18 protein-coding genes and 1 pseudogene are annotated in these 19,522 nt (G+C 67.1%); 10 read left to right on the top strand and 9 right to left on the bottom strand.

Annotated features, from left to right (window positions below; genetic code table 11):
• Positions 1-241: 241 nt before the first annotated feature.
• From DB31_RS44225 to DB31_RS44210, 4 genes are all read left to right on the top strand, one after another.
• Positions 242-1,051 (top strand): aldo/keto reductase, encoded by an 810-nt coding sequence (locus DB31_RS44225; RefSeq protein ID WP_044199017.1) that lies wholly within the window; start codon positions 242-244, stop codon positions 1,049-1,051.
• A gap of 92 nt (positions 1,052-1,143) precedes the next feature.
• Entirely contained in the window at positions 1,144-2,241 is a 1,098-nt protein-coding gene (locus DB31_RS44220) for an alpha/beta hydrolase (protein WP_044199016.1), read from the top strand.
• A 19-nt stretch (positions 2,242-2,260) separates the two neighbouring features.
• Positions 2,261-3,073, top strand: a complete 813-nt coding sequence (locus tag DB31_RS44215; RefSeq protein ID WP_044199014.1) for a (R)-mandelonitrile lyase — start codon at positions 2,261-2,263, stop codon at positions 3,071-3,073.
• An 85-nt stretch (positions 3,074-3,158) separates the two neighbouring features.
• Positions 3,159-4,628: a PQQ-dependent sugar dehydrogenase gene (locus DB31_RS44210; RefSeq protein ID WP_083969209.1), complete on the top strand. Its 1,470-nt coding sequence runs from the start codon at positions 3,159-3,161 to the stop codon at positions 4,626-4,628.
• Here DB31_RS44210 and DB31_RS44205 read toward each other — a convergent pair.
• Complete coding sequence (locus DB31_RS44205; protein ID WP_157232436.1) at positions 4,603-4,878, bottom strand: hypothetical protein; 276 nt, start codon at positions 4,876-4,878, stop codon at positions 4,603-4,605. The genes DB31_RS44210 and DB31_RS44205 overlap by 26 nt on opposite strands.
• A gap of 61 nt (positions 4,879-4,939) precedes the next feature.
• Between DB31_RS44205 and DB31_RS44200 the strand changes: the two genes are divergently transcribed.
• Positions 4,940-5,917, top strand: coding sequence for a DUF2268 domain-containing putative Zn-dependent protease (locus DB31_RS44200; RefSeq protein WP_044199008.1), 978 nt, complete (start codon positions 4,940-4,942; stop codon positions 5,915-5,917).
• A 94-nt stretch (positions 5,918-6,011) separates the two neighbouring features.
• Here DB31_RS44200 and DB31_RS51115 read toward each other — a convergent pair.
• Positions 6,012-6,332, bottom strand: a pseudogene (locus tag DB31_RS51115) (DUF5953 family protein); the annotation flags it as partial.
• A 90-nt stretch (positions 6,333-6,422) separates the two neighbouring features.
• Here DB31_RS51115 and DB31_RS44195 point away from each other — a divergent pair.
• Positions 6,423-6,731, top strand: coding sequence for a hypothetical protein (locus DB31_RS44195; RefSeq protein ID WP_044199006.1), 309 nt, complete (start codon positions 6,423-6,425; stop codon positions 6,729-6,731).
• Positions 6,732-6,740: 9 nt separating this feature from the next.
• Complete coding sequence (locus DB31_RS44190) at positions 6,741-6,953, top strand: hypothetical protein (protein WP_044199005.1); 213 nt, start codon at positions 6,741-6,743, stop codon at positions 6,951-6,953.
• A 65-nt stretch (positions 6,954-7,018) separates the two neighbouring features.
• On the opposite strand, the gene DB31_RS44185 is transcribed toward DB31_RS44190, so the two are convergent.
• The gene (locus DB31_RS44185) at positions 7,019-8,179 is read right to left on the bottom strand and encodes a TonB family protein (protein ID WP_044199004.1); all 1,161 of its coding nucleotides are present in this window, start codon (positions 8,177-8,179) and stop codon (positions 7,019-7,021) included.
• Between the two features lie 274 nt (positions 8,180-8,453).
• Here DB31_RS44185 and DB31_RS47505 point away from each other — a divergent pair, with 274 nt between their 5' ends.
• Together DB31_RS47505 and DB31_RS44180 are read left to right on the top strand one after the other, a co-directional pair.
• On the top strand, positions 8,454-8,942 hold the full coding sequence (locus DB31_RS47505) for an RICIN domain-containing protein (RefSeq protein WP_083969208.1): 489 nt from the start codon (positions 8,454-8,456) through the stop codon (positions 8,940-8,942).
• 641 nt (positions 8,943-9,583) lie between these two features.
• Positions 9,584-11,029 carry a beta/alpha barrel domain-containing protein gene (locus tag DB31_RS44180; protein WP_044199002.1) on the top strand — a complete coding sequence of 482 codons (1,446 nt, stop codon included), beginning with the start codon at positions 9,584-9,586 and terminating at the stop codon, positions 11,027-11,029.
• Between the two features lie 111 nt (positions 11,030-11,140).
• Here DB31_RS44180 and DB31_RS44175 read toward each other — a convergent pair whose 3' ends face one another.
• The 5 genes from DB31_RS44175 to DB31_RS44155 form a co-directional block, all read right to left on the bottom strand.
• Positions 11,141-12,097, bottom strand: coding sequence for a catalase family peroxidase (locus DB31_RS44175; protein WP_044199001.1), 957 nt, complete (start codon positions 12,095-12,097; stop codon positions 11,141-11,143).
• A gap of 75 nt (positions 12,098-12,172) precedes the next feature.
• Positions 12,173-12,754 carry a hypothetical protein gene (locus tag DB31_RS44170; protein ID WP_052420680.1) on the bottom strand — a complete coding sequence of 194 codons (582 nt, stop codon included), beginning with the start codon at positions 12,752-12,754 and terminating at the stop codon, positions 12,173-12,175.
• Positions 12,755-12,765: 11 nt separating this feature from the next.
• Positions 12,766-14,898, bottom strand: coding sequence for a xanthine dehydrogenase family protein molybdopterin-binding subunit (locus DB31_RS44165; RefSeq protein ID WP_044198999.1), 2,133 nt, complete (start codon positions 14,896-14,898; stop codon positions 12,766-12,768).
• The gene (locus DB31_RS44160) at positions 14,895-15,362 is read right to left on the bottom strand and encodes a (2Fe-2S)-binding protein (protein ID WP_276203693.1); all 468 of its coding nucleotides are present in this window, start codon (positions 15,360-15,362) and stop codon (positions 14,895-14,897) included. Before DB31_RS44160 ends, DB31_RS44165 begins: the two co-directional genes overlap by 4 nt.
• A gap of 90 nt (positions 15,363-15,452) precedes the next feature.
• Positions 15,453-16,370, bottom strand: coding sequence for a LysR family transcriptional regulator (locus DB31_RS44155; RefSeq protein WP_044198998.1), 918 nt, complete (start codon positions 16,368-16,370; stop codon positions 15,453-15,455).
• A gap of 70 nt (positions 16,371-16,440) precedes the next feature.
• Between DB31_RS44155 and DB31_RS44150 the strand changes: the two genes are divergently transcribed.
• Entirely contained in the window at positions 16,441-17,817 is a 1,377-nt protein-coding gene (locus DB31_RS44150; RefSeq protein WP_044198996.1) for an MFS transporter, read from the top strand.
• A gap of 190 nt (positions 17,818-18,007) precedes the next feature.
• On the opposite strand, the gene DB31_RS44145 is transcribed toward DB31_RS44150, so the two are convergent.
• A complete protein-coding gene (locus DB31_RS44145; RefSeq protein ID WP_157232434.1) occupies positions 18,008-19,492 on the bottom strand; it encodes a hypothetical protein in 1,485 nt (494 codons plus the stop codon).
• Positions 19,493-19,522 lie beyond the last annotated feature (30 nt).

Genomic DNA, 19,522 nt, shown 5'->3' with positions numbered 1-19,522 from the left:
GGTTTCGTGGTCAGAGGGCCGGACGTATCTTGCTGGCATGAGCGAGATGACGAAGCGGCAGCTCGGCAACAGTGAACTCGAGGTCTCGGCCCTCGGCTTCGGCTTCATGGGACTCAACCATGGGTGCGGCACCGCCTTGCGGCGCGCGTGGGCAAGTAGGCCATGACCGCGCGTGTAGTTCATTGCCCATGAGAAAGGAAAAACGACCGTGAACCATGTGATTCTGAACAACGGGGTAAAAATGCCCCTCCTCGGTTTCGGCGTGTTCCAAGTGACCGATCTCGCGGAGTGCCAGCGCGCCGTCGAGGACGCGCTCGGCGTCGGCTACCGGCTCATCGACACAGCAGCCTCGTATCAGAACGAGCAAGCCGTCGGAGACGCGCTCCGCAACAGCGGGCTCGCGCGCGATGAGCTCTTCATCACGACGAAGCTGTGGGTCTCGGATACCGGCTACGAGAAGACGAAGCAGGCCTTCGACCGCTCGATGAAGCTGCTCGGCCTCGACGTCCTCGACCTTTACTTGATCCACCAGCCCTACGGTGATGTGCACGGCTCCTGGCGCGCGATGCAGGAGCTTCACCGTGAAGGCCGCATCCGCGCCATCGGCGTCAGCAACTTCCACCCCGACCGCGTGATGGACCTGATCGTCTACAACGAGGTCCCGCCCGCGGTGAACCAGATCGAGACGCACCCGTTCAACCAGCAGATCGCGACGCAGGCGTTTCTCAAGGAGAACGGCGTGCAGACCGAGGCGTGGGCGCCCTTCGCTGAAGGGAAGCACGACATCTTCAAGAACGAGCTACTCCGCTCCATCGGCGCGAAGCACGGCAAGAGCATCGCGCAGGTGATCTTGCGGTGGCTCGTTCAGCGGGGCGTCGTCGTGATTCCGAAGTCTGTTCGCAAGGAGCGCATGGTGGAGAACCTCGCGGTGTTCGACTTCGAGCTCGACGACGCCGAGATGGAGTCGATCGTCGCGCTCGACACCAAGACCAGCAGCTTCTTCGATCACCGAGATCCGGCCATCGTGAAGTGGCTCGCTACGCGGCGTTGAAGGTCACGAGGACGAAGAGACATGACGGAACGCCCCCGATCCGCAACTGGAGACCTGCTGTCAGATTCTCTAGCAAAGAAGGGATTGGACGGATGAAACACCTGACTGCCTTTGCTCTGATCACCGTCGCGCTCAGCGCCGCCGCGTGTGCAACCACGGCTGGAAACAATGAACCCGGGCCGCTGCTCATTCAGGAGCAAGGCAGCTTTGCAGTCGGCGGAACGGTCATCACCGCGCCCGGAACGTTCGACCCCATCAAACAGGGCAGTTACAACCCTGCGGGGCCCGATTCCGCGGGGCAGACGTTGCACGGCGATCACGTTTACGTGTCCTATGAGACCCCGGCCAATGCCAGAAAGCTCCCGCTCGTGTTCTGGCACGGCCATGGCCAGTCCGCGAAGACGTGGGAGAGCACGCCGGACGGCCGAGAGGGCTTCCAGAACATTTTCCTGCGCCGTCGCTTCCCGGTGTATTTGATCGATCAACCCCGACGCGGCCGCGCAGCACGCAGCACTCAGCCCGTGACGATGACGGCGGCTCCTGACGAACAGCTCTGGTTTGGCATCTTCCGCTTGGGCCTGTGGCCGGACTTCTACCCAGGCGTGCAGTTCTCGAGCGATCCAGAGGCACTCAACCAGTTCTTCCGGCAGATGGTGCCCAACACGGGCCCCTACGACGCGGAGGTCAATACCAACGGGGTTTCCGCACTCTTCGACCGAATCGGCTCCGGCATTCTCGTCACGCACTCACAGAGCGGTGGACTCGGCTGGCGCACGGCGATCAAGAACAGAAATGTGCGAGCCATCGTTTCCTACGAACCGGGTGCTGGCTTCGTCTTCCCGCAGGGCGAAGCACCTGAGCCGATGACGTACGCCGGAGGCACGGCAAGAGGCGTCGAGGTGCCGCTGTCGGACTTCCTCCAGCTCACGAAGATGCCGATCGTCATGTACTACGGCGACTCCATTGCCGAGAATCCCACCACGAATCCGGGCCAGGACCAGTGGCGCGTCACGCTCGCCATGGCCAGGCAGTTCCGCGATGCGGTGAACCGCCACGGCGGTGACGTGACCGTCGTGCACCTGCCCGAGATCGGGATTCGCGGCAATACGCACTTCCCCATGTCGGATCTCAACAATGTCCAGATCGCTGACCTTCTGTCGCAGTTTCTCACGCAGAAGGGGCTGGATTGAACCTCCAGGAGGAGCTCCCATGAACGTGCTCGCTGCGGCCGTCCTCTCTCTGCTTTTCGCTGCTTCCGCATCCGCTCAAACCATCACCATCGCTCGGCGCGGCACGCAGCCGTCGCGGCAGGGGCCGGCCGAAAACTTCACCGGCTCCGTCCGCGTCGACCCGTTGTTTGAGGCCAGCGGTCCGGCGCGGGCGACGGGCGCGCTCGTCACGTTCGAGGCGGGCGCGAGAACCGCATGGCACAGCCACCCGCTCGGCCAGACCCTCATCGTCACAGCCGGAACTGGGCGCGTGCAGCAGTGGGGCGGACCGGTCGATGAGATCCGGCAGGGGGATGTCGTCCGCATTCCGCCGAACGTAAAGCACTGGCATGGAGCGGCGCCGAAGACGTCGATGGCGCATATCGCCATCGTGGAACAGCTCGATGGCAAGAGCGCCGACTGGCTGGAGAAGGTCACCGAGGAGCAATACGGCATGCCCTTACGCGGCCAATCCGCTCCCAATGCACTGACGCAAACCGCGCAACCGACGCGCGCCCAGAAACTGATCGGCGAGTTCTCCCCGAAGCTGGTCGAGCTCACCGACGAAGTGCTCTTCGGCGATGTGTGGACGCGCCCGCAGCTCTCGCCTCGCGACCGCAGCCTCGTGACCGTCAGCGCGCTGATCGCCATGAACCGTCCCGAGCAGCTCCGCTCACACCTAGCCCTCGCCCGCGATAACGGCGTGACGCAGGAGGAGCTGGTCGAGACGATCACGCACCTCGCCTTTTATGCCGGCTGGCCGAGTGCCATCACCGCAGTGACCGTGGCCAAAGAGGTCTTCGAAAAGAAATGAGGATCTTCATGATGGTGCAACCCTTGGGCAGCCCCATCACTCCTCGCAGGGCAGCAAACCCCTCTTTCTTTGAGGCAATCACACCATGACTGGAAGACGCTTCTCCCTCCCGCTCGGCAACGGCGTCAAGAGGTCGGCCCGTTGCGGAGCCATGCCGCTTCACCAACGACTTGGGCTCGTCGCAGCGCTCTGTGCCTCTGCCCTCCTGGCTTGTTCAGACCGGCCCTCCACCGAGAGCGATGCCGGCGTCGAAATGGATGCCGGGAGTCGGACCGATGCCGGAGCTCAAAACCCAACGAATGACGCCGGTGTGGCCGACGGCGGCGGGAGTTCCGATGCCGGCACTTCCGATGCTGGGACTTCTCTCAAGAACAGCTGCCTGGGGCCTTCGAGCGCCAACGTGGCCAATGCGAGGTTGCCAGCGGGGTACTGTGCATGGACCTGGGCGACCGTTGCCAATCCGCGAGGGTTGATCGTCGCTCCGAACGGAGACGTTCTGGTGGTCGAGCGCACCGCGGGTCGAATCACCGCGCTCTACGATTCGAACGGTGACGGCGTTTCGGATTCATCCGAACGGGCGACGCTGGTCGAGGTCAGCGGGCTCAACCATGGCATCACACTGCACGACGGATATCTCTATGCCTCTTCCGCGACGCGCGTCCTCCGTTGGCCGTTCGCAACCGGAACGAGAGCAGCGCTGAGCGGCCAGGAAGAAGTGGTGACCGGCATCCCTTCGGGCGGCCCTGCGGGCGGCCATGTCACCCGGACGATCATCTTTGACGCCCAAGGCCGCCTCTACGTGAGCGTCGGTTCAGCCGCGAACGTGGACAGCGATTCGACGCGCGCTCGCATCCGTCGCTTCACCGCAACCCAGGCTCAGGCGGGCAACGTGGCTTTCACGGACGGCGAGGTGTTTGCCGATGGCCTTCGGAACGAAGTAGGCCTGCGTTTCGACAGTCAGGGCCGGCTGTGGGGCGTGGAGAACGGGCGAGACAATCTTAATCGTGCCGACCTCGGGGGCGACATTCACACCGACAATCCCGCTGAAGAGCTGAACCTCTTCGCCGAAGCCGGGCGGTTCTATGGCTACCCCTATTGCTTCAGTGAGTTTCTGCTTCCGTCGGGTGTGGGAATGGGCCCGACGACGCAGTGGGCAGATCCGGGCTTCATGAATGATGGCACCCACTCCGATGCGTGGTGCCGCAATGTCAACAATGTGGTGCCTCCGATGTTGGCGATGCCCGCTCACGTTGCGCCGCTCGACATCGTCTTCTACGACGGCGCGTCCTTCCCGCCCGAGGTGGTCGGCGACGCCTTCGTCAGCTTCCACGGTTCCTGGAATCGACAGCCCGCCCAGGGCTACGAGGTGGTGCGGGTGGTGTTCGAGAACGGGCTGCCGGTTCGCTACGAGCCGTTCTTCGAGTTCGACAGCGCCAGCGACACCGCAGCCGGCTGGCCGCATCGGCCGGTGGGGTTGGGTGTGGGCCCCAATGGCGAGTTGTTTGTGAGCAGCGACGCGTCAGGCCAAATCATCGCAATCGGCTACCAGCGATAACCAGACGCCCCGCGCTCTCAATTCGTGCGCACGTATGGAATCCAGGAGTACCACCGAAGAGCAGACGTCGTAGGACAGGGAGGAGCTGGCGCTCCAGCCGCTCCATCATCTGCTCCAGGGTGACACCGGCGGGCAGCTCCAGGGCCGGAGTGGCCGTGTCTTCGGGCGCGCCCGGGTAGGCCTCCTCGAAGCTGATGTCGTTGGCATCCAGTTTGGGGCCCTTGCGCTCGAGCAGGGCGCGGCGCACCACGTTGCGCCGCTCGAGGCAGTTCCTCGTTGAGTCGTGGGCCCTTGCCTGCGTAGAGAAAGGCATGCTCCCACAGCGCGCGCTGCTCCGTGCCCTTCCTCAAGTCGTCTGCCTGGCCATGCTCTGCTGCGTGCCGTCTGCCACTGTCCCGGCCAGGGCTTCTCCGTCCACCTATCGCGTGGTGGACGCCATGCCCACGTTCTGGCAGTACTGGGAGCAGGCACAGGGGCTGGAACAGGCCGAGCAGGTGCGACTCTTCCGGGAGCAGGTGGTGGCGGCGCACCCGGCGCTCTACACCGCCGAGGTGCTGGGCTTCGACGCGAAGCAGCCCTTCGAGGCGGAGCTGGCGAGGCGCTATCCGAAGTACTGGCAGTGGGTGTCGCCCCACTTCGACACGATGCGGCGGCTGTCCGAGGAGCTGCGCCAGAAGCTCCCATTCTACGAGGCACGCTTCCGCCAGACCTTCCCGGACCTGAACTACACGGGCGAGATCTACTTCCTCAACTCGCTGGGCGCGTTCGACGGGGCGACCCGTCAGGTGAAGGGCAGGACGGCGCTGCTGTTCGGGGTGGATGTGATCGCCGCCATCTACGGCCCCACGGCGGACGCGGAGTCCTTCTTCGATCACGAGCTCTTCCACATCTACCAGGAGCAGTTTTCTGACCTTGGGACAGAGGATACGGTGGCGGGGGCCTTGTGGCACGAGGGGCTGGCGACATACGTGGCGCAGGCGCTCAATCCAGGAGTCTCCGAGCGCATGGTCTTCGGGCTGCCCGAGGAAATGCCGGCGCGGGCCCGGGCGTTGCTGCCGAAGCTGGCCGCGGAGCTGCGCGTGAAGCTCGACTCGAAGTCCCCCGAGGACTACCAGGCGTTCTTCCTGGGAAACTCCCCCCGCCAGGACATCCCCGCTCGGAGCGGCTACTTCGTGGGCTACCTGGTGGCGAGAGAGTTGGCGCGTACGCGGCCCCTGGCCGAGCTGGCCCATCTGCACGGCTCGGAGCTGCGCACCGCGATGGAGGAAGCACTGCGCCAGATGGAATGAATCCACCCGTTCCGGGCCTGGGCTCCTTGATCGACCGAGTCGGAGCGCTCTCAGCAGAAGTTCCAAGCGGCGGGGTTGATTCCCGCCGCCTCGGGTCCAGGTGCGCGGGGTTGTCGAGATCGAGCGGCGCATCGGTGAGCTGCACGACCCATCCGCCCGACGACGTGCGCCGCGCCCGCGAGAGCAGTTCCAAGTCGCGGGCAGGGTCAGGGAACCCGATGGCTTCTGCGGTAGCGGCTGACCCGTAGTTCAGCCAACCCAGGTGATACGGAATCTCTGGCGAGCGCAGAGACTCTGGGAGCTTGAGCGCTGGCAGCCTCGTGACGGTTGGGAGGAACCCGTCTGGGAGTGCACTCGGGGCGGCGGTCGTGCGGCAATCCCTCGAACAGACGCACCCCGTCCAGGTCCGTTCCACCCAGGAGCTCCCCGTGCTCGCCTGTTCATTCAACAGGTTAGAGAACCCCCACCGCCGCAGGGAGGGGGACTATTTTCGGGCTACAAGGACGTGGCGGAGTACTTCAGCCAGCACCTGGCGGACCTGTCCCTGCCGACGCTGAAGGTGTACGGGACGGTGGCGGAGAACTTCAGCGAGCCGGTGGCGCGGCGCTTCGGCGTCACGTGCCTCTCCGTGCTGCTGATGTACGCGGAGGCGGCCGGGCTGGAGCTGAACCACGAGGAGCCGGGCCCCACGCCTATCGAGGTGCCGGATGAGAACGGGAATGTCACCGAGCAGCCGTTCGGAGCGTGCAGCGTGGACCAGATGCGCCGGGCTCTGCAGCGCAAGCATCGGCCCACCTCCAGCAAGCCGCTGTAGCCGGAGAAGGTGGCGCTGGCCGAGCAGTACTCCGAGGCGGTGGCGCAGCGCTTCCCCAAGGGCAAGGGCACGCTGGTGAAGCTCGCGCTTCGCAACCAGAAGGGCAAGGCCGTGGTGGACATCCAAGGCATCCCCCTGGAGCAGATGCTGCTGCTGGCCGAGGCGCTCACCGCCCAGCTGCCCGGCGTGAGCGACGGAGCGAAGTCGCCGGAACCGTCCTGACGTCTCATTCGTGAGTCGCGGCCCTGCGTTCCTGAAGCCTGGAACGCGGGGCTTCTTGGCCCACCTCACTGGACCGAGAGCAGCCGCACACGCTTGTAGATGCGCCGGTCCAGCGGCAGCCGCATGTCCACGAACTTCAGCGCCTCGTCGAACTCGAAGCTGAGCGTGGGCACCGGTGGGGTGATGGAGATGATCAGCTCGAACTGCCAGAGGCTTGTGAGCGTCTGCTTGCCCGCGAGCGCCTCAGGAGGCGGGGGCGGGAGCTGCTCGGCGGCGGTGCGCACGTCCTTCATGGCCTCCTTGTCCACCTGAGCATTGTTGCTGGGAGACACGAGCGTCACCTCCAAGAGCCGCCCCTGCGCGTCCTGCACCACGCGGATGACGGCGCGGCGGGTGGACTGGAACTCCTCGCGCATCTGCTGGCGCATGGTGCGACGCGCCTCCAGGTTGGGATTGGAGAGCGCGTTCGGGGGCCTGCGGTCCGGCTTCAGCGCGGGGTCCGCCTCCAGCGGCGAGCCCGAGGCTCCGTAGGCCGCGGCCCGGTCTCTCCAGATGGAGTTCCACGCCTTGCTGTTCTCCTGGGCCTGCTCCAGGAAGCCCTTGAGGCCGTGCGAGGTGACGGCGCGCTCGGCGTCCCACGATTTGAGCAGGCTCTTTCCGAGTTGGGTGAAGTAGGGGTGCACCAGACCGCGCTGCACCTTGCCCTTGCCGAGCGTCTCCTGGGTGAGCGTGTCCACCACCTGCTGCGCGGATTGGGCCGGGAGTCCTTGGGGCACTCCCGTGGCAGAGGGCGAGACGGCGACCTCGCCGCCGGGTGTGAGCGAGAGTGAAGGGGCGAGGCGCGGCCCTCCGAGTCGAGGCGTATCTGCTGAGAGGGGCGCATCGGCTCGGGGCGCATCCGTCACGGGGGCGGGCGCGGGAGGAGCGGGAGCCTCGGACGCAGGTGGAGGCGGAACAGGAGGCGTTACCGCGGCAAGGGGCTTCGGTGCGGCGCGAGGAGGACGCGCGGGCTCCGGCTTGGGAGGAGGCGGTGGAGGCTCCGGAGGCTTGGGGGGAGGCGAGACCTCTACCTCGACGAACTGGAGCATCCCCGGAGTAGGAGGAGGGACCGGGCGCTGCTCCGAGGACTCCCGGCCGCGGGCCGCCAGCACGAGCCACACCGCTGCATGCACGCCGAGGCTGAGGGCGAGAGCGAACAGCAGGCGGCGGGATGAGGCCGGGGGCATGGAGTCCTGGACAGGCGAGGGCAGGCAATTGGCGGGAGGAAGCTCGGCGCATCATAAGGGGAGCGTCAGCAAGGTTTCTCGTGCACCCGATCCGTAGGTGCGGAGGGCCCTGAGTACAGCGGGGGCATTGGTCCGGCCGGTCGGGTCCGCTGGCCCACTGTTCGAAAATGTCGGGGGTTTTGGAGCCTGAGAAATCCCGACATTTCCGAACAGTCCTGCACACGGGGCGGCCTCTGGCGCTACAGCGAGCGGCCTTCATGGACATGGAGTTGTCATGAACAGAAAGATCGCTGGTATTTCGCTGCTGGGTTGGATTCTCTCGCTCTCCGCCTGTTCAGCTGCCCCGAGCGACGAACTGAGCAATGGCGAGCCCCTCGCGGAGGTGGCATCGGAGATAAGAAGGGGACCATTGCCCTGGGTAAATACTGCCACGCTGCGCTGTCTCGACAGTAACAGCAACGGGAACGTTTACACGCTGGGCTGTAACAGGGGGGCGTATCAGAACTGGACGAACACTCCGCTCACATTCGGGGACCAGATTCGCAATCAAGCAACCGGATGGTGTCTGGACAGTAATAACAACGGCAATGTCTACACTTTGCCCTGCAATGGTGGCAGTTACCAGCAGTGGGTCGTGACCTACAAGGGGGCTTTCGGATACGAAATGAGAAACGTGGCCACCGGATACTGTCTGGACAGCAATACCAGCGGCGACGTTTATACGTTGGGGTGCAACGGCGGCAATTTCCAGCGCTGGCGTTGAGCATCCGTGCGGATAATGAGTCACGGCCTCGTGTTCCTTCGTCAGCGGGTACGTGGCCAGGGCCACCGGACGGCCCAGCCCGTCCAGGACGAGCATGAGGCTCAACGGGGAGGAGGAAGCCGACAGCGGAGCCCCCAGCGGCCGTCCACCCGTTGCTCTCGCGCCGGACCAGCTGTCCGTTGGCGCCACACAGGGCGTAGGTCATCCCATCCGGGGCCTGGGTGATGATCTGGCTCGAGACACCGGTGCTCAGGCAAGACTCGAGCGCATCCCCGGTGATCAGATCCGTCCAGGTGCCGTCCGTCTCCCGCCGGGCGATGTAGCGGCGGAAGCCTCCACTCCCGGAGGCGATGGGGCGCCCCTGCGTGTCGAACATGAGCGCGCCTCCCAGGCGGTGGCCACGGTGGCATCGGGAGCGGGCCGGACCAGGCGCACGCCTGGCGGCGTGCCCGAGCACCCAGCGAGCAGGAGGGTGAGCAGCACAAGCATACAGGCCCACGGGATGCTTCCCGGAGTGAGACACGTCCTCCGATGCAAGGGGCTCCTCCATCAGGGAGCGACACCGCCTCGCATCTCGTGGATCTCCCGAACAACCCAGAGGAACCCCTGATACGCTCTCCTTCAGGAGGCAGAGAGACTGGATGGGGACATCGCTGCTCGCGACGGACGGCTACAAGTTCAGCATGGCGGAGGCGGGGTGGCCACTTCGCAAGGAGACCTTCTATTACACGCACCGCAAGGGCGGTCTCCAGATCGTACCTCTGGACATCCCTGCCTTCGTGCGTGGCCTGCTGCCCGATCCCAAGCCCGAGGACTATGAGTTCCTCTCGCGCAATGACTACGAGATGGGCGTCGGCTTCAAGGCCGCCATCCAGAACAAGGAAAGGCTCGTCATCCACGCCTTGCCTCGCGGCGCGCTCTTCTACCCGAAGGAGCCCGTGCTCTCGCTCTGCGGACCCTCGGCCCTGGTCTCCTGGATCGAGCCGCTGCTGATCCAGCTCAACTTCCGCATCCAGGTGGCCACCCAGGCGCTCGCGGATCGGGACACGCTGGCCCGAGCCCTCGCCGTGCTCACCTGCGAGGAGCAGAAGCGCATCGCGCTGGAGACGCTGGACGCCGTGGGCGTCAAGCCCGTGCCCATGCGCGCCGACCCCGAGGCCTACTCCCAGCGCGTGCTGGCCCAGGTGCGCGAGCTGGTGGAGATCGTCGAGGATCCGAACCGCATCTTCGAGGTGGGCCTGCGCGCCGCCACTTGCCTGGAGCAGCATGAGCTTGCCCTGCGCGCCTGCAAGGAGGCGGGCGTGGCGCGCACCTCCAACGTGGAGGGCGCTCGCAAGCTGGGGATGATCCCGGTGGGCACCATGGGCCACGAGCACATCCAGCGCTACGGCTCGGACGAGGCCGCCTTCCGCGCCATGCGCGAGCGCCGGCCCCAGCGCTCCAGCTACCTGCTGGACACCTATGACACGCTGGCCTCGGGCCTGCCCGCCGCCTACCGGCTGATGCGCGAGGAGCCGAACCGAGGGGACTCCATCCGCTTCGACTCGGGCAACAAGAAGCTCCAGTACCTCTACGCCGTCACCCAGGCGCGGGACCTCGGCGTGCGCCCCGTGAACATCCTCGAGGACGGCCTGGACGCCGCCGCCACCCGCGAGTTCGAGGAGCTGCGCCGCCAGGTGGGCTGGGAGCCCTCCGCGCAGTTCTACGGCTACGGCGGCCACATCGTCGCGCGCACCATGGAGTGCCCCTTCACGCGCGACCGGGTGGCGGCCATCTACAAGCTGTCCCTTACGGGCCACACGCCGACCATGAAGTTCGGCAACGAGGCCGCCGAGGGCAAGCAGAGCGTGCCGGGCGCCCCCATCCTCTTCCGGCGGCGCCATGGCTCCGGGCCCATCGGGCTCATCGGCCAGGAGGGCGAGCAGCCGCCCGAGGGCTACTTCCAGCTCACGGACAGCGCCGCCGAAGCGCCCTCGTTCGTTGGGGCGCAGGCGCCCGAGTCCCAGGAGGGGCGGGTGGCCTATACCCCCGCCACCCAGGAACTGGTGGACCAGCTGCGCCGCCGCCACTTCCCCCAGGCGCGCTAGCGGAAGCGAAGGTTCGAGCGCGGTCCAGCCCCAGCCGCGGCCATCAAACGTGAGCTGCTCGCCGAAGTTCGCGGCGCCAGAACACAGCGATGGCCAGGCTTGGAAGGACGCTCATTGCCGCAGGTCAGCGGGCTTGGGCTCCGGCTTCGTTTCGGAAGAGCGGCGGTTGTAGGACTCTGAGTACACCTTCGCGCGGAAGTGCAGGATCGGATCATCGGACAGCTCGATGCCTGGCACCACTCCGGTGGGATCGAAGACGAACCGCTCGGACTCCCGCTGATCCTCGTACAGCGAGTCGATCACCAGCTGCCCCGCCGGGATTTTCTGCCGATCCTCGGGCCATGGCCGGGTGGCGTCGTGGGTCGGATCACCTGGGTTGGCCAGCTGGAAGACGAGGTTGAACGTGACGCGCTCGCGGCTGACACGCTCCCGGAGCTCGTCGAGCAGGTACTGCTCCGGGCGCTTTCGAGCCTCCGCCGGGCTCAAGGTGGCGGCTCCCGCCGAGGGCACCCAGCGGTAGCGAAAGGCCCTGCGCTGCCCCTGCGCATCCACCAGATGGTAGGCGTGGACACTGTTGTACTGGCAGTGGGCAAAGCTGGGCGCTGGCTTGGTGCCGACAATCCCCCGGATGCCCGGGAGCGCATGGAGATGCGTCAGGATGTACCCGAGCATGCGCAGGGGATGGGGCGAGGCGTTCGGCCGCTGCGCCCGGGTGACCTGGAGGAACTCCTCGGGAGTGCGGGCGACGAAGGCCGGGATGTTCGCGGCGGCCCACGTGGCGTGCTTCCCGGAGGGCAGATCGAACCGCACCGCCAGGCCCAGCACTGCCCCCTGGCGATCCGAGCCCCGGTCTGGAGCATGGGGGCTCCCCGAGGCGTTCGAGAACCGCACGAGCGTATGCACAGGAGGACCCTGGAAGTGCTCCGCGGCCGTCAGCGGCCGGGCTTCAGGCGTCGGAGTAAAGGTCGCGTGGAACACCAGCCCTCTGGGATGGGCCCGGCGGTACCCCTGCACCGTGCCGGTGTGCTTCTCCATGGCATCGACTGCCTCTTGAACTGGGTCCGCCATCGAGGGCTGTGCCTCCTGAATCGAGATGCTGCGAGCTTGCCTCAAGTCCACGAAGACGGGGGCCCCAAACCCCGATCAGTTGGGGCACGGGGCGCCAGCGGCAGCCCAGGTCTCCCACGCGGCGATGAACGTCGCGTACGGCGTGGACACCGGCTCGCGGCCGAAGCCCGGATCCCACCCCCACTTCACGAGCGGATCCTCGAGGTGAACGCGGAGCGCAGCCATGTCCATGCCGCCGTTGCGCGCCGGGTCCTTGACCTGTTCGCACAGGGCGCGCGGCGTGAGGCCGACGAACACGAGCTTTTCCTCGGGCTTCGGCATGTGCCAGCCCTTGATCGAGCCGGGCGGGACATGGAGGCCATAGTTGCTCGGAGGATTCGCCGGGCCGTGGCACGTGGTGCACTCGGCCCCCGCCATGCCGTGCCCCGTGGGCCCACGCTGCACGTTCATCGCGTGCACGCGGCCCTCGGTGCCTTGCAGAGGCGCATCGCCCGCGGGATGGCAGTTCTGGCAGCGCGGGTGCTGGAGCACCGCGCGCACGGTCGCAAATGCAGCCACACCGGTGGCCGGGTCTGGCTTCTCGCCCGTGGGGGGCGTCGTCATCTTGCCGCCGCATCCGGCGAGAACGAGCACAAGCGTCACGAAGGTACGCATCATCGGAGGAAGTCCTATGCGAGGCGCAGCGGCAGCGTGCGCAGCCGTTGCTTGGTAAGCGCGAACACCGCGTTCGCAACGGCGGGAGCGACGGGCGCGGTCGCTGGCTCGCCAATGCCACCCATCTTCGCGTCACTGGGGATCAGGTGAACACTGATCTTCGGCATCTCGAACATGCGAAGCGCGGGATAGTCGTGGAAGTTGCTCTCGATGACCCTGCCGTCCTCGATGGTCAGCTTGCCGTGGAGCGCCGCAGTCAGCCCGAACGCGATCGAGCCCTGGACCTGAGCCTCGATTCCGAGCGGGTTGACCGCGGTTCCGCAGTCGACCGCCGCCGTCACCGCGTGGACCTTGATGCGTCCCCCCTCGACCGAGACCTCCGCGACCTCGGCGATGATCGAGCCAAACGACTCGTGCACCGCGAGGCCCCGCGCCCGGCCCTCGGGGGCGGGCGTTCCCCAGCCCGCCTTGGCTGCGGCCGTCTCGAGTGCGCGCGCGAACCGAGGCTTCCCCTTCAGAAGCTCCAGGCGGTACGCGAGCGGATCCTTGCCGGCGGCGTGTGCCAGCTCGTCGATCATGCTCTCCATCGCGAACGCGGTATGCGTGTGGCCCACGGAGCGCCACCACAGCACGGTGACCGGGGTCTTCGGGGAGTGCAGCGAGACGTGCTTGGACTTCGTGGTCTCGAGATAAGGCGAGTCGGCGACGCCTTCGACTGACGTCGCGTCGATGCCGTTGTGGACCATGAACTTCTCGAACGGAGTGCCAGCGAGGATCGACTGCCCGACGATGACGTGATGCCACGCTGCGGGCAGGCCCGCCTTGTCGATGCCGACGTTGACGCGGTGGACGTAGGCGGGGCGGTAGTACCCACCGCGCATGTCGTCCTCGCGCGTCCAGACGACCTTGACCGGGACGCCGGCCGCCTTCGCGACGATCACGGCCTCGGAGACGAAGTCCGACGCCGGGTTCGCGCGGCGGCCGAAGCCACCGCCGAGGAACGTGGTGTGGATCGTGACCTTGTCGGGCGTCGTGCCCAGGATGTGCGCCGCGGTGCCCTGATCAACGGTCTGGAACTGGGTCCCCGTCCAGATCTCGCAGCGATCACCGTCGATCTTCACGGTGCAGTTGAGCGGCTCCATCATGGCGTGCGCGAGGTACGGCACCTCGTACGACGCCTCGAGCTTGCTGGCGGAGAGGTTGAGCGCTTCCTTCACCTTGCCGGTGTCGGCCACGGTCGAGCCCTCGCCGAGCGAGAGCTGGCGGAACTCGGCGAGGATCTTCTCGGAGCTGGCACCGCCGCCCTCGGGCGTCGACCACTCCGCGCGCACGGCATCACGGCCGAGCTTCGCCGCCCAGAAGTGGCTGGCGACCACCGCGACACCGTTCGCGGTCTGGACGACCTTCTCGACGCCAGGGACCTTCAGCGCATCGGCGGCATCGAACTTCACGAGCTTCGCGCCGAACGCCGGCGGCCGCAGCACGACAGCGGTGCGCAGCCCGGGGAACGAGACGTCGATCCCGAACTGTGCCTTGCCGTTGATCTTCTCGGGCGTGTCGAGCCGGCGCACCTTGGTGCCGATCAGCTTCCACTCCTTCGGCTCCTTGAGCTTCACCGTCTTCGGAGGGGACAGCTTCATCGCCGCCTCGGCGACCGCGCCGTACGTCAGCCTTTCTCCACCGAAGGTGATCACCCCGTTCGCGGCGGAGAGCTTCGCTGGCGTGGTCTTCCATCGCTCCGCGGCTGCGCGCAGGAGCAGCGCCTTCGCCGTCGCGCCCACGTTGCGGTACCGGTCGAACTCGCCATGCGTGGACGTGGACCCGCCCGTCATCTGGATGCCCATGGCGGGGTGGCCGTAGACCGGCGCCGCGGGGGCGTGCTCGCAGCGCACCTTCGACCAGTCACAGTCGAGCTCTTCCGCGATCAGCATCGCCAGGCCGGTCCAGATTCCCTGGCCCATCTCGGAGTGCGCGAGCAGGACGGTGATCGAGTCATCACTGCCGATCCGCAGGAACGCGTTCGGGGACGGCAGCGGCTGCGCGGCCTTGGGCGCGGCGTGCACGATCTTCGGCACATAGAAGCTGATCACCAGCCCCGCCGTGCTCGCCGCCGCACCCGTGAGGAATCCTCGTCGAGAGACTGTCACTTCGCACCTCGCTTCAGCTTCGCGGCGAGCCGGACCGCTTCGCGCACGCGCTCGTACGTCCCGCAGCGGCAGATGTTGCCCGACAGCGCGGCGTCGATGTCGGAGTCCGTCGGATCGGGCTTCTTCTCGAGCAGCGCCACGGCCGTCATGATCTGACCGGACTGGCAGTAGCCACATTGCACGACATCCGCCTCGGACCATGCGCGCTGCACGGGGTGCGAACCGTCCGGTGACAGCCCCTCGATCGTGGTGACCTTGCGCGCACCAACGCTCGAGACGGGGGTGACGCAGGAGCGAACGGGCTTGCCGTCGAGGTGCACCGTGCACGCCCCACACTGCGCCATTCCGCAGCCGTACTTCGTCCCGCTCAGTTGCAGAAGGTCACGCAGGACCCACAGCAGCGGCATGTCGCCGCTGGCTTCCACCTCGCGGACCGAGCCATTGATGTCGAGCTTCATTCCCATGCCACGCCTCTCGTCGTTGTCTCAGGGAGACGAATGGGGTTCACGTCTTGCTGCGAGGTCCGCCACCCGCCATGACGTCAGCATATACTCTCAGCGCTGCGCCTCTGCACTTCGTATTGCAGGCTGTTTGCGCACGTGCTCCACAATGAACTTCTTGAAGGCCCGGGCGGCGGCGGTGAGATAGCCTTCTCCCCGGTGCACGAGCGCCACCTGGCGGCGCGGTCCACCCGGGACCACCTGGACGATGTCGAACTCCCGGGCGGGGTGGTCGCGCGTCATGAGCTCCGGCACCAGCGCCACGCCCAGCCCGCGCTCCACCATGCGGCGCATGGCCTCCGAGTTGTCCGTCTCCAGTACCACCCGAGGTGTCACGCCCCGCGCCTCGCAGGCGGCCTCCAGCGCTCGGGTGCCCGTCATCCCGGGGATGACGACCCAGGGCTCCTCCACGACTTCGGTGAGCGCCACGGCCCGGCCCAGCTTCGTCAGCGGATGGCCTCGGGGCACGGCGAGCACCAGGGGTTCTTCCCACAGCTTCTGCGCTACAAGGTCCGCTCGGCGCACGGGCAGGGAGAGGATGGCCAGATCCAGCACGCCTCGGGAGACGCCTTCCTCCAGCTCGGGGGCGAGGCTCTCGCTCAGCCGGAGCCGCACCTCCGGGTAGCTCCGGGCGAAGGCGGCGATGAGGTCCGGCAGCAGGTACGCCCCCACGGTGTGCAGGGAGCCGAGCGCCAGCGGGCCGTGGGGTATGCCCGAGAGCTGCTCCAGCTCGGCCGTGCCGGCGAACAGCGCCTCGAGGGCCCGCCGGGCATGGGGCAGGAAGCGCTCCCCCGCGTCCGTGAGCACCGCGCCGGCGGGCGTGCGTACCAGCAGGCGGACTCCGAGCTCGGTCTCCAGGGACTGGAGCTGGCGCGAGAGTCCAGACTGGGACAGGCCCAGTCCTTTCGCGGCGGTGGAGAAGCGGCCCTCCTGGGCCACCTGGAGGAATGCTCGGAGCTGTTCGGAGGTCATGCGGTTCTCGCAAGGACTCTATGCGGAAGATGCGATTTCCGCATGGAACGCGCCCGCTTATAGGGAGAGCATGGATGGAAGCGGGATGACGGTGGAGAGCGAGGTTCGCGTCAACTCGGGAGCGGCGCGGCGGGTGGCCACGGGCGCGGTGCTGCTGGCCCTGGTGGTCAGCGCCTTCGAGGGCACGGTGGTGACGAGCGCCATGCCCGTCATCACCCGGGAGCTGGGCGGCCAGGAGCTCTACTCGTGGGTGTTCTCGGCCTTCCTCTTCGCTTCGACCGTGGGCGTGCTCGTCTCCGGCAAGCTGGCAGACCGGCTGGGGCGCAAGCCGGTGTTCCTGGCGGGGATGGGGCTGTTCCTGGCGGGCTCGGCGCTGTGCGGACTGGCCACTTCGGTGCCCGCGCTGATTGCCTTCCGCGTGGCTCAGGGCCTGGGCGCCGGAGCGCTTCAACCCACGACGCTGACGATCAGCTCGGACCTCTACACCCTGCGCGAGCGCGCGGCGATCCAAGGGCTCTTCACCGGAGCGTGGGGGGCCGCGAATGCGCTCGGACCGCTCATTGGGGGGTGGCTGGTGATGCACACGTCGTGGCGATGGGTGTTCCTGGTGAACCTCCCGGTGGGGCTGCTCGCGGCGGGGCTGCTGCACCTGTCGTACCGGGATCCGCCGAAGCGCGCGCAGGGGCCCATGGGCGCATGGGGGCCGTTGCTGGTGGGCACGTGCGTGGCGTTGCTGCTCTTCGCGCTGGAGCCGGGCTCGGCGGTGGTGGTGCGGGGGCTGTGCGCACTGGGCGCGGTGGCGGTGGGCGTGGGGCTGGTGCGCCAGCAGCGGGTGAGCGCCTCGCCGGTGATTCCGCCGGAGTTGCTGCGGGACCGCACCGTGCTCAGCGGCATCGCAGGAGGCCTGTTCGCCGGAGCGTTGCTCTACACGATGTCCACGTGGGTGCCGCTGTGGATGACGGAGCAGGGCGGGCACACCCCGATTGGAGCGGGCCTGGCATTGGTGCCAATGCTGCTGGGCTGGTCGGTGGGCTCCACCCTGGGGGTGAAGGTGCTGGTGCGCGGAGGCATGCGCGCGAGCGCAGGGGCGGGCTTCGTGCTGGCGGCCTGTGGCGCCGGGTTGCTGGCGCTGGCAGCAGCACAGGGGTGGGGCATCGGAGGGGCTTTCGCCTCGCTGGCCGTGCTGGGGGTGGGGCTGGGGCCCGCGGCGAGCACCTCGATCCTCGGGCCGCAGTCGCGTGCGCCGTGGCACCACCGGGGCATCGTCACCAGCAGCCTCTACGCGACGCGGCTGCTGGGGGGCTCGCTGGCGGTGGCGGCGCTGTCACTGGCCCGAGGCCACTTCGCCACGCAGTTCGCCGTGGCCGCGCTGCTCACCGCCACGGCGGCGCTGGGCATGGTGCTGGCGGCGCCGGGCCGTGAGGGCAACGCCGTTCGGGAGTCCTGAATCCGCGCTTGGGGCTGGAGGGCGCGCGCAGGCGTGCAAGGGGCAGGCAAGCGACAGCCTGCGCCGCACAGAGCGCTGCTTTGTCAATCCGTGCGACCGAGTCAGCGAGCCCGCTGAATCTTCGGAGCGTTTCGCCTGCGCTCTCACATGCGGGGGAAGCCGCTGCGGCCTCCCCCGCGTAGCGGTGCTTCTACTGCCGGGGCAGGCCGTCGCGGACGAGCGGCACGCGGTCCAACTGGTAGTCGCTCGCGTAAGAGCCCTCCTGCAGCCGCCTCTTCGCCTCGTAGAAGTTCTCCAGGCTGATGGCCACCTGGAACGAGAAGTCCGTCGAGTAGACGCGCGGATCCATGGAGGTGGCCGCCGGCACGTTCTGGAACCACTGCATCCACTCCTTCGTGCCTCCGTCCTTGGGCGGCTCCTTGCCGCCCGCCGGAGCCGCGCTCGGCGGCACCAGCGCCGTCACCGCGGGGTACTGCGCCGCGATGTGGCAGCTCAGGCACGAGGTGGTGTTCAGGTCCGCGGGCCCGTTCAGCCGCCCGTTCCACCCCAGGTGCTGCGGCGGCAGCTGCGGGGAGGGGAAGATGATGGTCTGCTTCAGCTCCGGGTTGACCTTTGTCTCCGTGGGCGGGAACGGGTTGGTGGTGTTCACCGTGTTCTGGGGATCATTGCCCCATGTGATCCCCACCGGGACGAGGTTCAGGAACTTGTTGGGGTTGTTCACCTGGCCGTTGTACGCGAACGTCCCAAACACCCAGCCCGTCCCGTCTGGCCCCTCGGCGCGCACGTCGCGCACGGCGATGTCCATCTGCAGCAGGTTCACCTTGCCCACCACACGCTTCTTGGAGGTGAAATTCTCGGTGATGTATGCCGTCCACTGCAGGGGGTTCTCGAGGAAGGGGAGCTTGTCAGTCCCCTGGGGCGCGTCGGTGAACAGCAGCTTGGCGAACACGGTGCCCGGCGGGAAGCCGCCGCCGTAGCGTGCGTCCGTTGCCCTGGGGTCCGGGTTCGAGGGGTCCTTCCACATCTGCCCCAGCGTGTACCCTGCCATGTCATTGACCAGGGTGATGGCGTAGACGGAGTAGCCGCCCTTCGCCTTCCCCTTCTGGCCCGGCCCGAGCTGCAGCGGGCTGAGCTGAGCCTCCTTGATCAGCCCGTGGAAACCCTCGGTGCCGCCGTTCGGAGGATAGGCATTCGGCCCCCGCGCGGACGGGTGGAGCCAAGGGATGTGGTACCAGCTGCGCTTGGCGTTCTTGAAGGGGTCCCAATCCGGCAGGTTGCCGTCGAAGGCGTAGTCCCGCACGGCGAGCAGGTAGTCCAGCGGGTTCTTCCGGAAGTCGAGTTTCTGGACGAAGTCCGGCTGCTGCTTCGGCTTGGCGGTGGGGAAGTCCGTCTTCAGCCGGAAGAGCGGCTGGTCCGAGTACTTCTGCATGTACTCATCGACGGTGACCATGTAGCCAAAGTCCGGGAAGGGGTTCTGCTGGAGCTTGTAGCCCTCGGGCTTGCGCAGCAGGGCCGCAGCCTCGGCGGGATCCTTGGCCACGGCCGCCGGAGCGGGCGCGGTGGTCTGGGCGAGGGCCCCAGTGGACACCGCGGACAGCGCCATCGAGGCGCCCAACAAGACAGACTTCGAGAGGCTGCGCCGGCGAAGCCGGGCAGTGAGGGTTTTAGCGTTCATGTTGTATCTTCCTGAGTTGTAGCGGATGGC

This window comes from Hyalangium minutum, assembly GCF_000737315.1.
GTDB lineage: Bacteria > Myxococcota > Myxococcia > Myxococcales > Myxococcaceae > Hyalangium > Hyalangium minutum.
This window is presented reverse-complemented; position numbering and strand designations above follow the sequence as displayed.

Coding starts and splice junctions, on each gene's coding strand:
- DB31_RS44225 (WP_044199017.1), top strand. CDS start 242: ATGCCCCTCCTCGGTTTCGGCGTGTTCCAAGTGACCGATCTCGCGGAG.
- DB31_RS44220 (WP_044199016.1), top strand. CDS start 1,144: ATGAAACACCTGACTGCCTTTGCTCTGATCACCGTCGCGCTCAGCGCC.
- DB31_RS44215 (WP_044199014.1), top strand. CDS start 2,261: ATGAACGTGCTCGCTGCGGCCGTCCTCTCTCTGCTTTTCGCTGCTTCC.
- DB31_RS44210 (WP_083969209.1), top strand. CDS start 3,159: ATGACTGGAAGACGCTTCTCCCTCCCGCTCGGCAACGGCGTCAAGAGG.
- DB31_RS44200 (WP_044199008.1), top strand. CDS start 4,940: ATGCTCCCACAGCGCGCGCTGCTCCGTGCCCTTCCTCAAGTCGTCTGC.
- DB31_RS44185 (WP_044199004.1), bottom strand. CDS start 8,179: ATGCCCCCGGCCTCATCCCGCCGCCTGCTGTTCGCTCTCGCCCTCAGC.
- DB31_RS47505 (WP_083969208.1), top strand. CDS start 8,454: ATGAACAGAAAGATCGCTGGTATTTCGCTGCTGGGTTGGATTCTCTCG.
- DB31_RS44180 (WP_044199002.1), top strand. CDS start 9,584: ATGGGGACATCGCTGCTCGCGACGGACGGCTACAAGTTCAGCATGGCG.
- DB31_RS44175 (WP_044199001.1), bottom strand. CDS start 12,097: ATGGCGGACCCAGTTCAAGAGGCAGTCGATGCCATGGAGAAGCACACC.
- DB31_RS44170 (WP_052420680.1), bottom strand. CDS start 12,754: ATGATGCGTACCTTCGTGACGCTTGTGCTCGTTCTCGCCGGATGCGGC.
- DB31_RS44160 (WP_276203693.1), bottom strand. CDS start 15,362: ATGGGAATGAAGCTCGACATCAATGGCTCGGTCCGCGAGGTGGAAGCC.
- DB31_RS44155 (WP_044198998.1), bottom strand. CDS start 16,370: ATGACCTCCGAACAGCTCCGAGCATTCCTCCAGGTGGCCCAGGAGGGC.
- DB31_RS44150 (WP_044198996.1), top strand. CDS start 16,441: ATGGATGGAAGCGGGATGACGGTGGAGAGCGAGGTTCGCGTCAACTCG.
- DB31_RS44145 (WP_157232434.1), bottom strand. CDS start 19,492: ATGAACGCTAAAACCCTCACTGCCCGGCTTCGCCGGCGCAGCCTCTCG.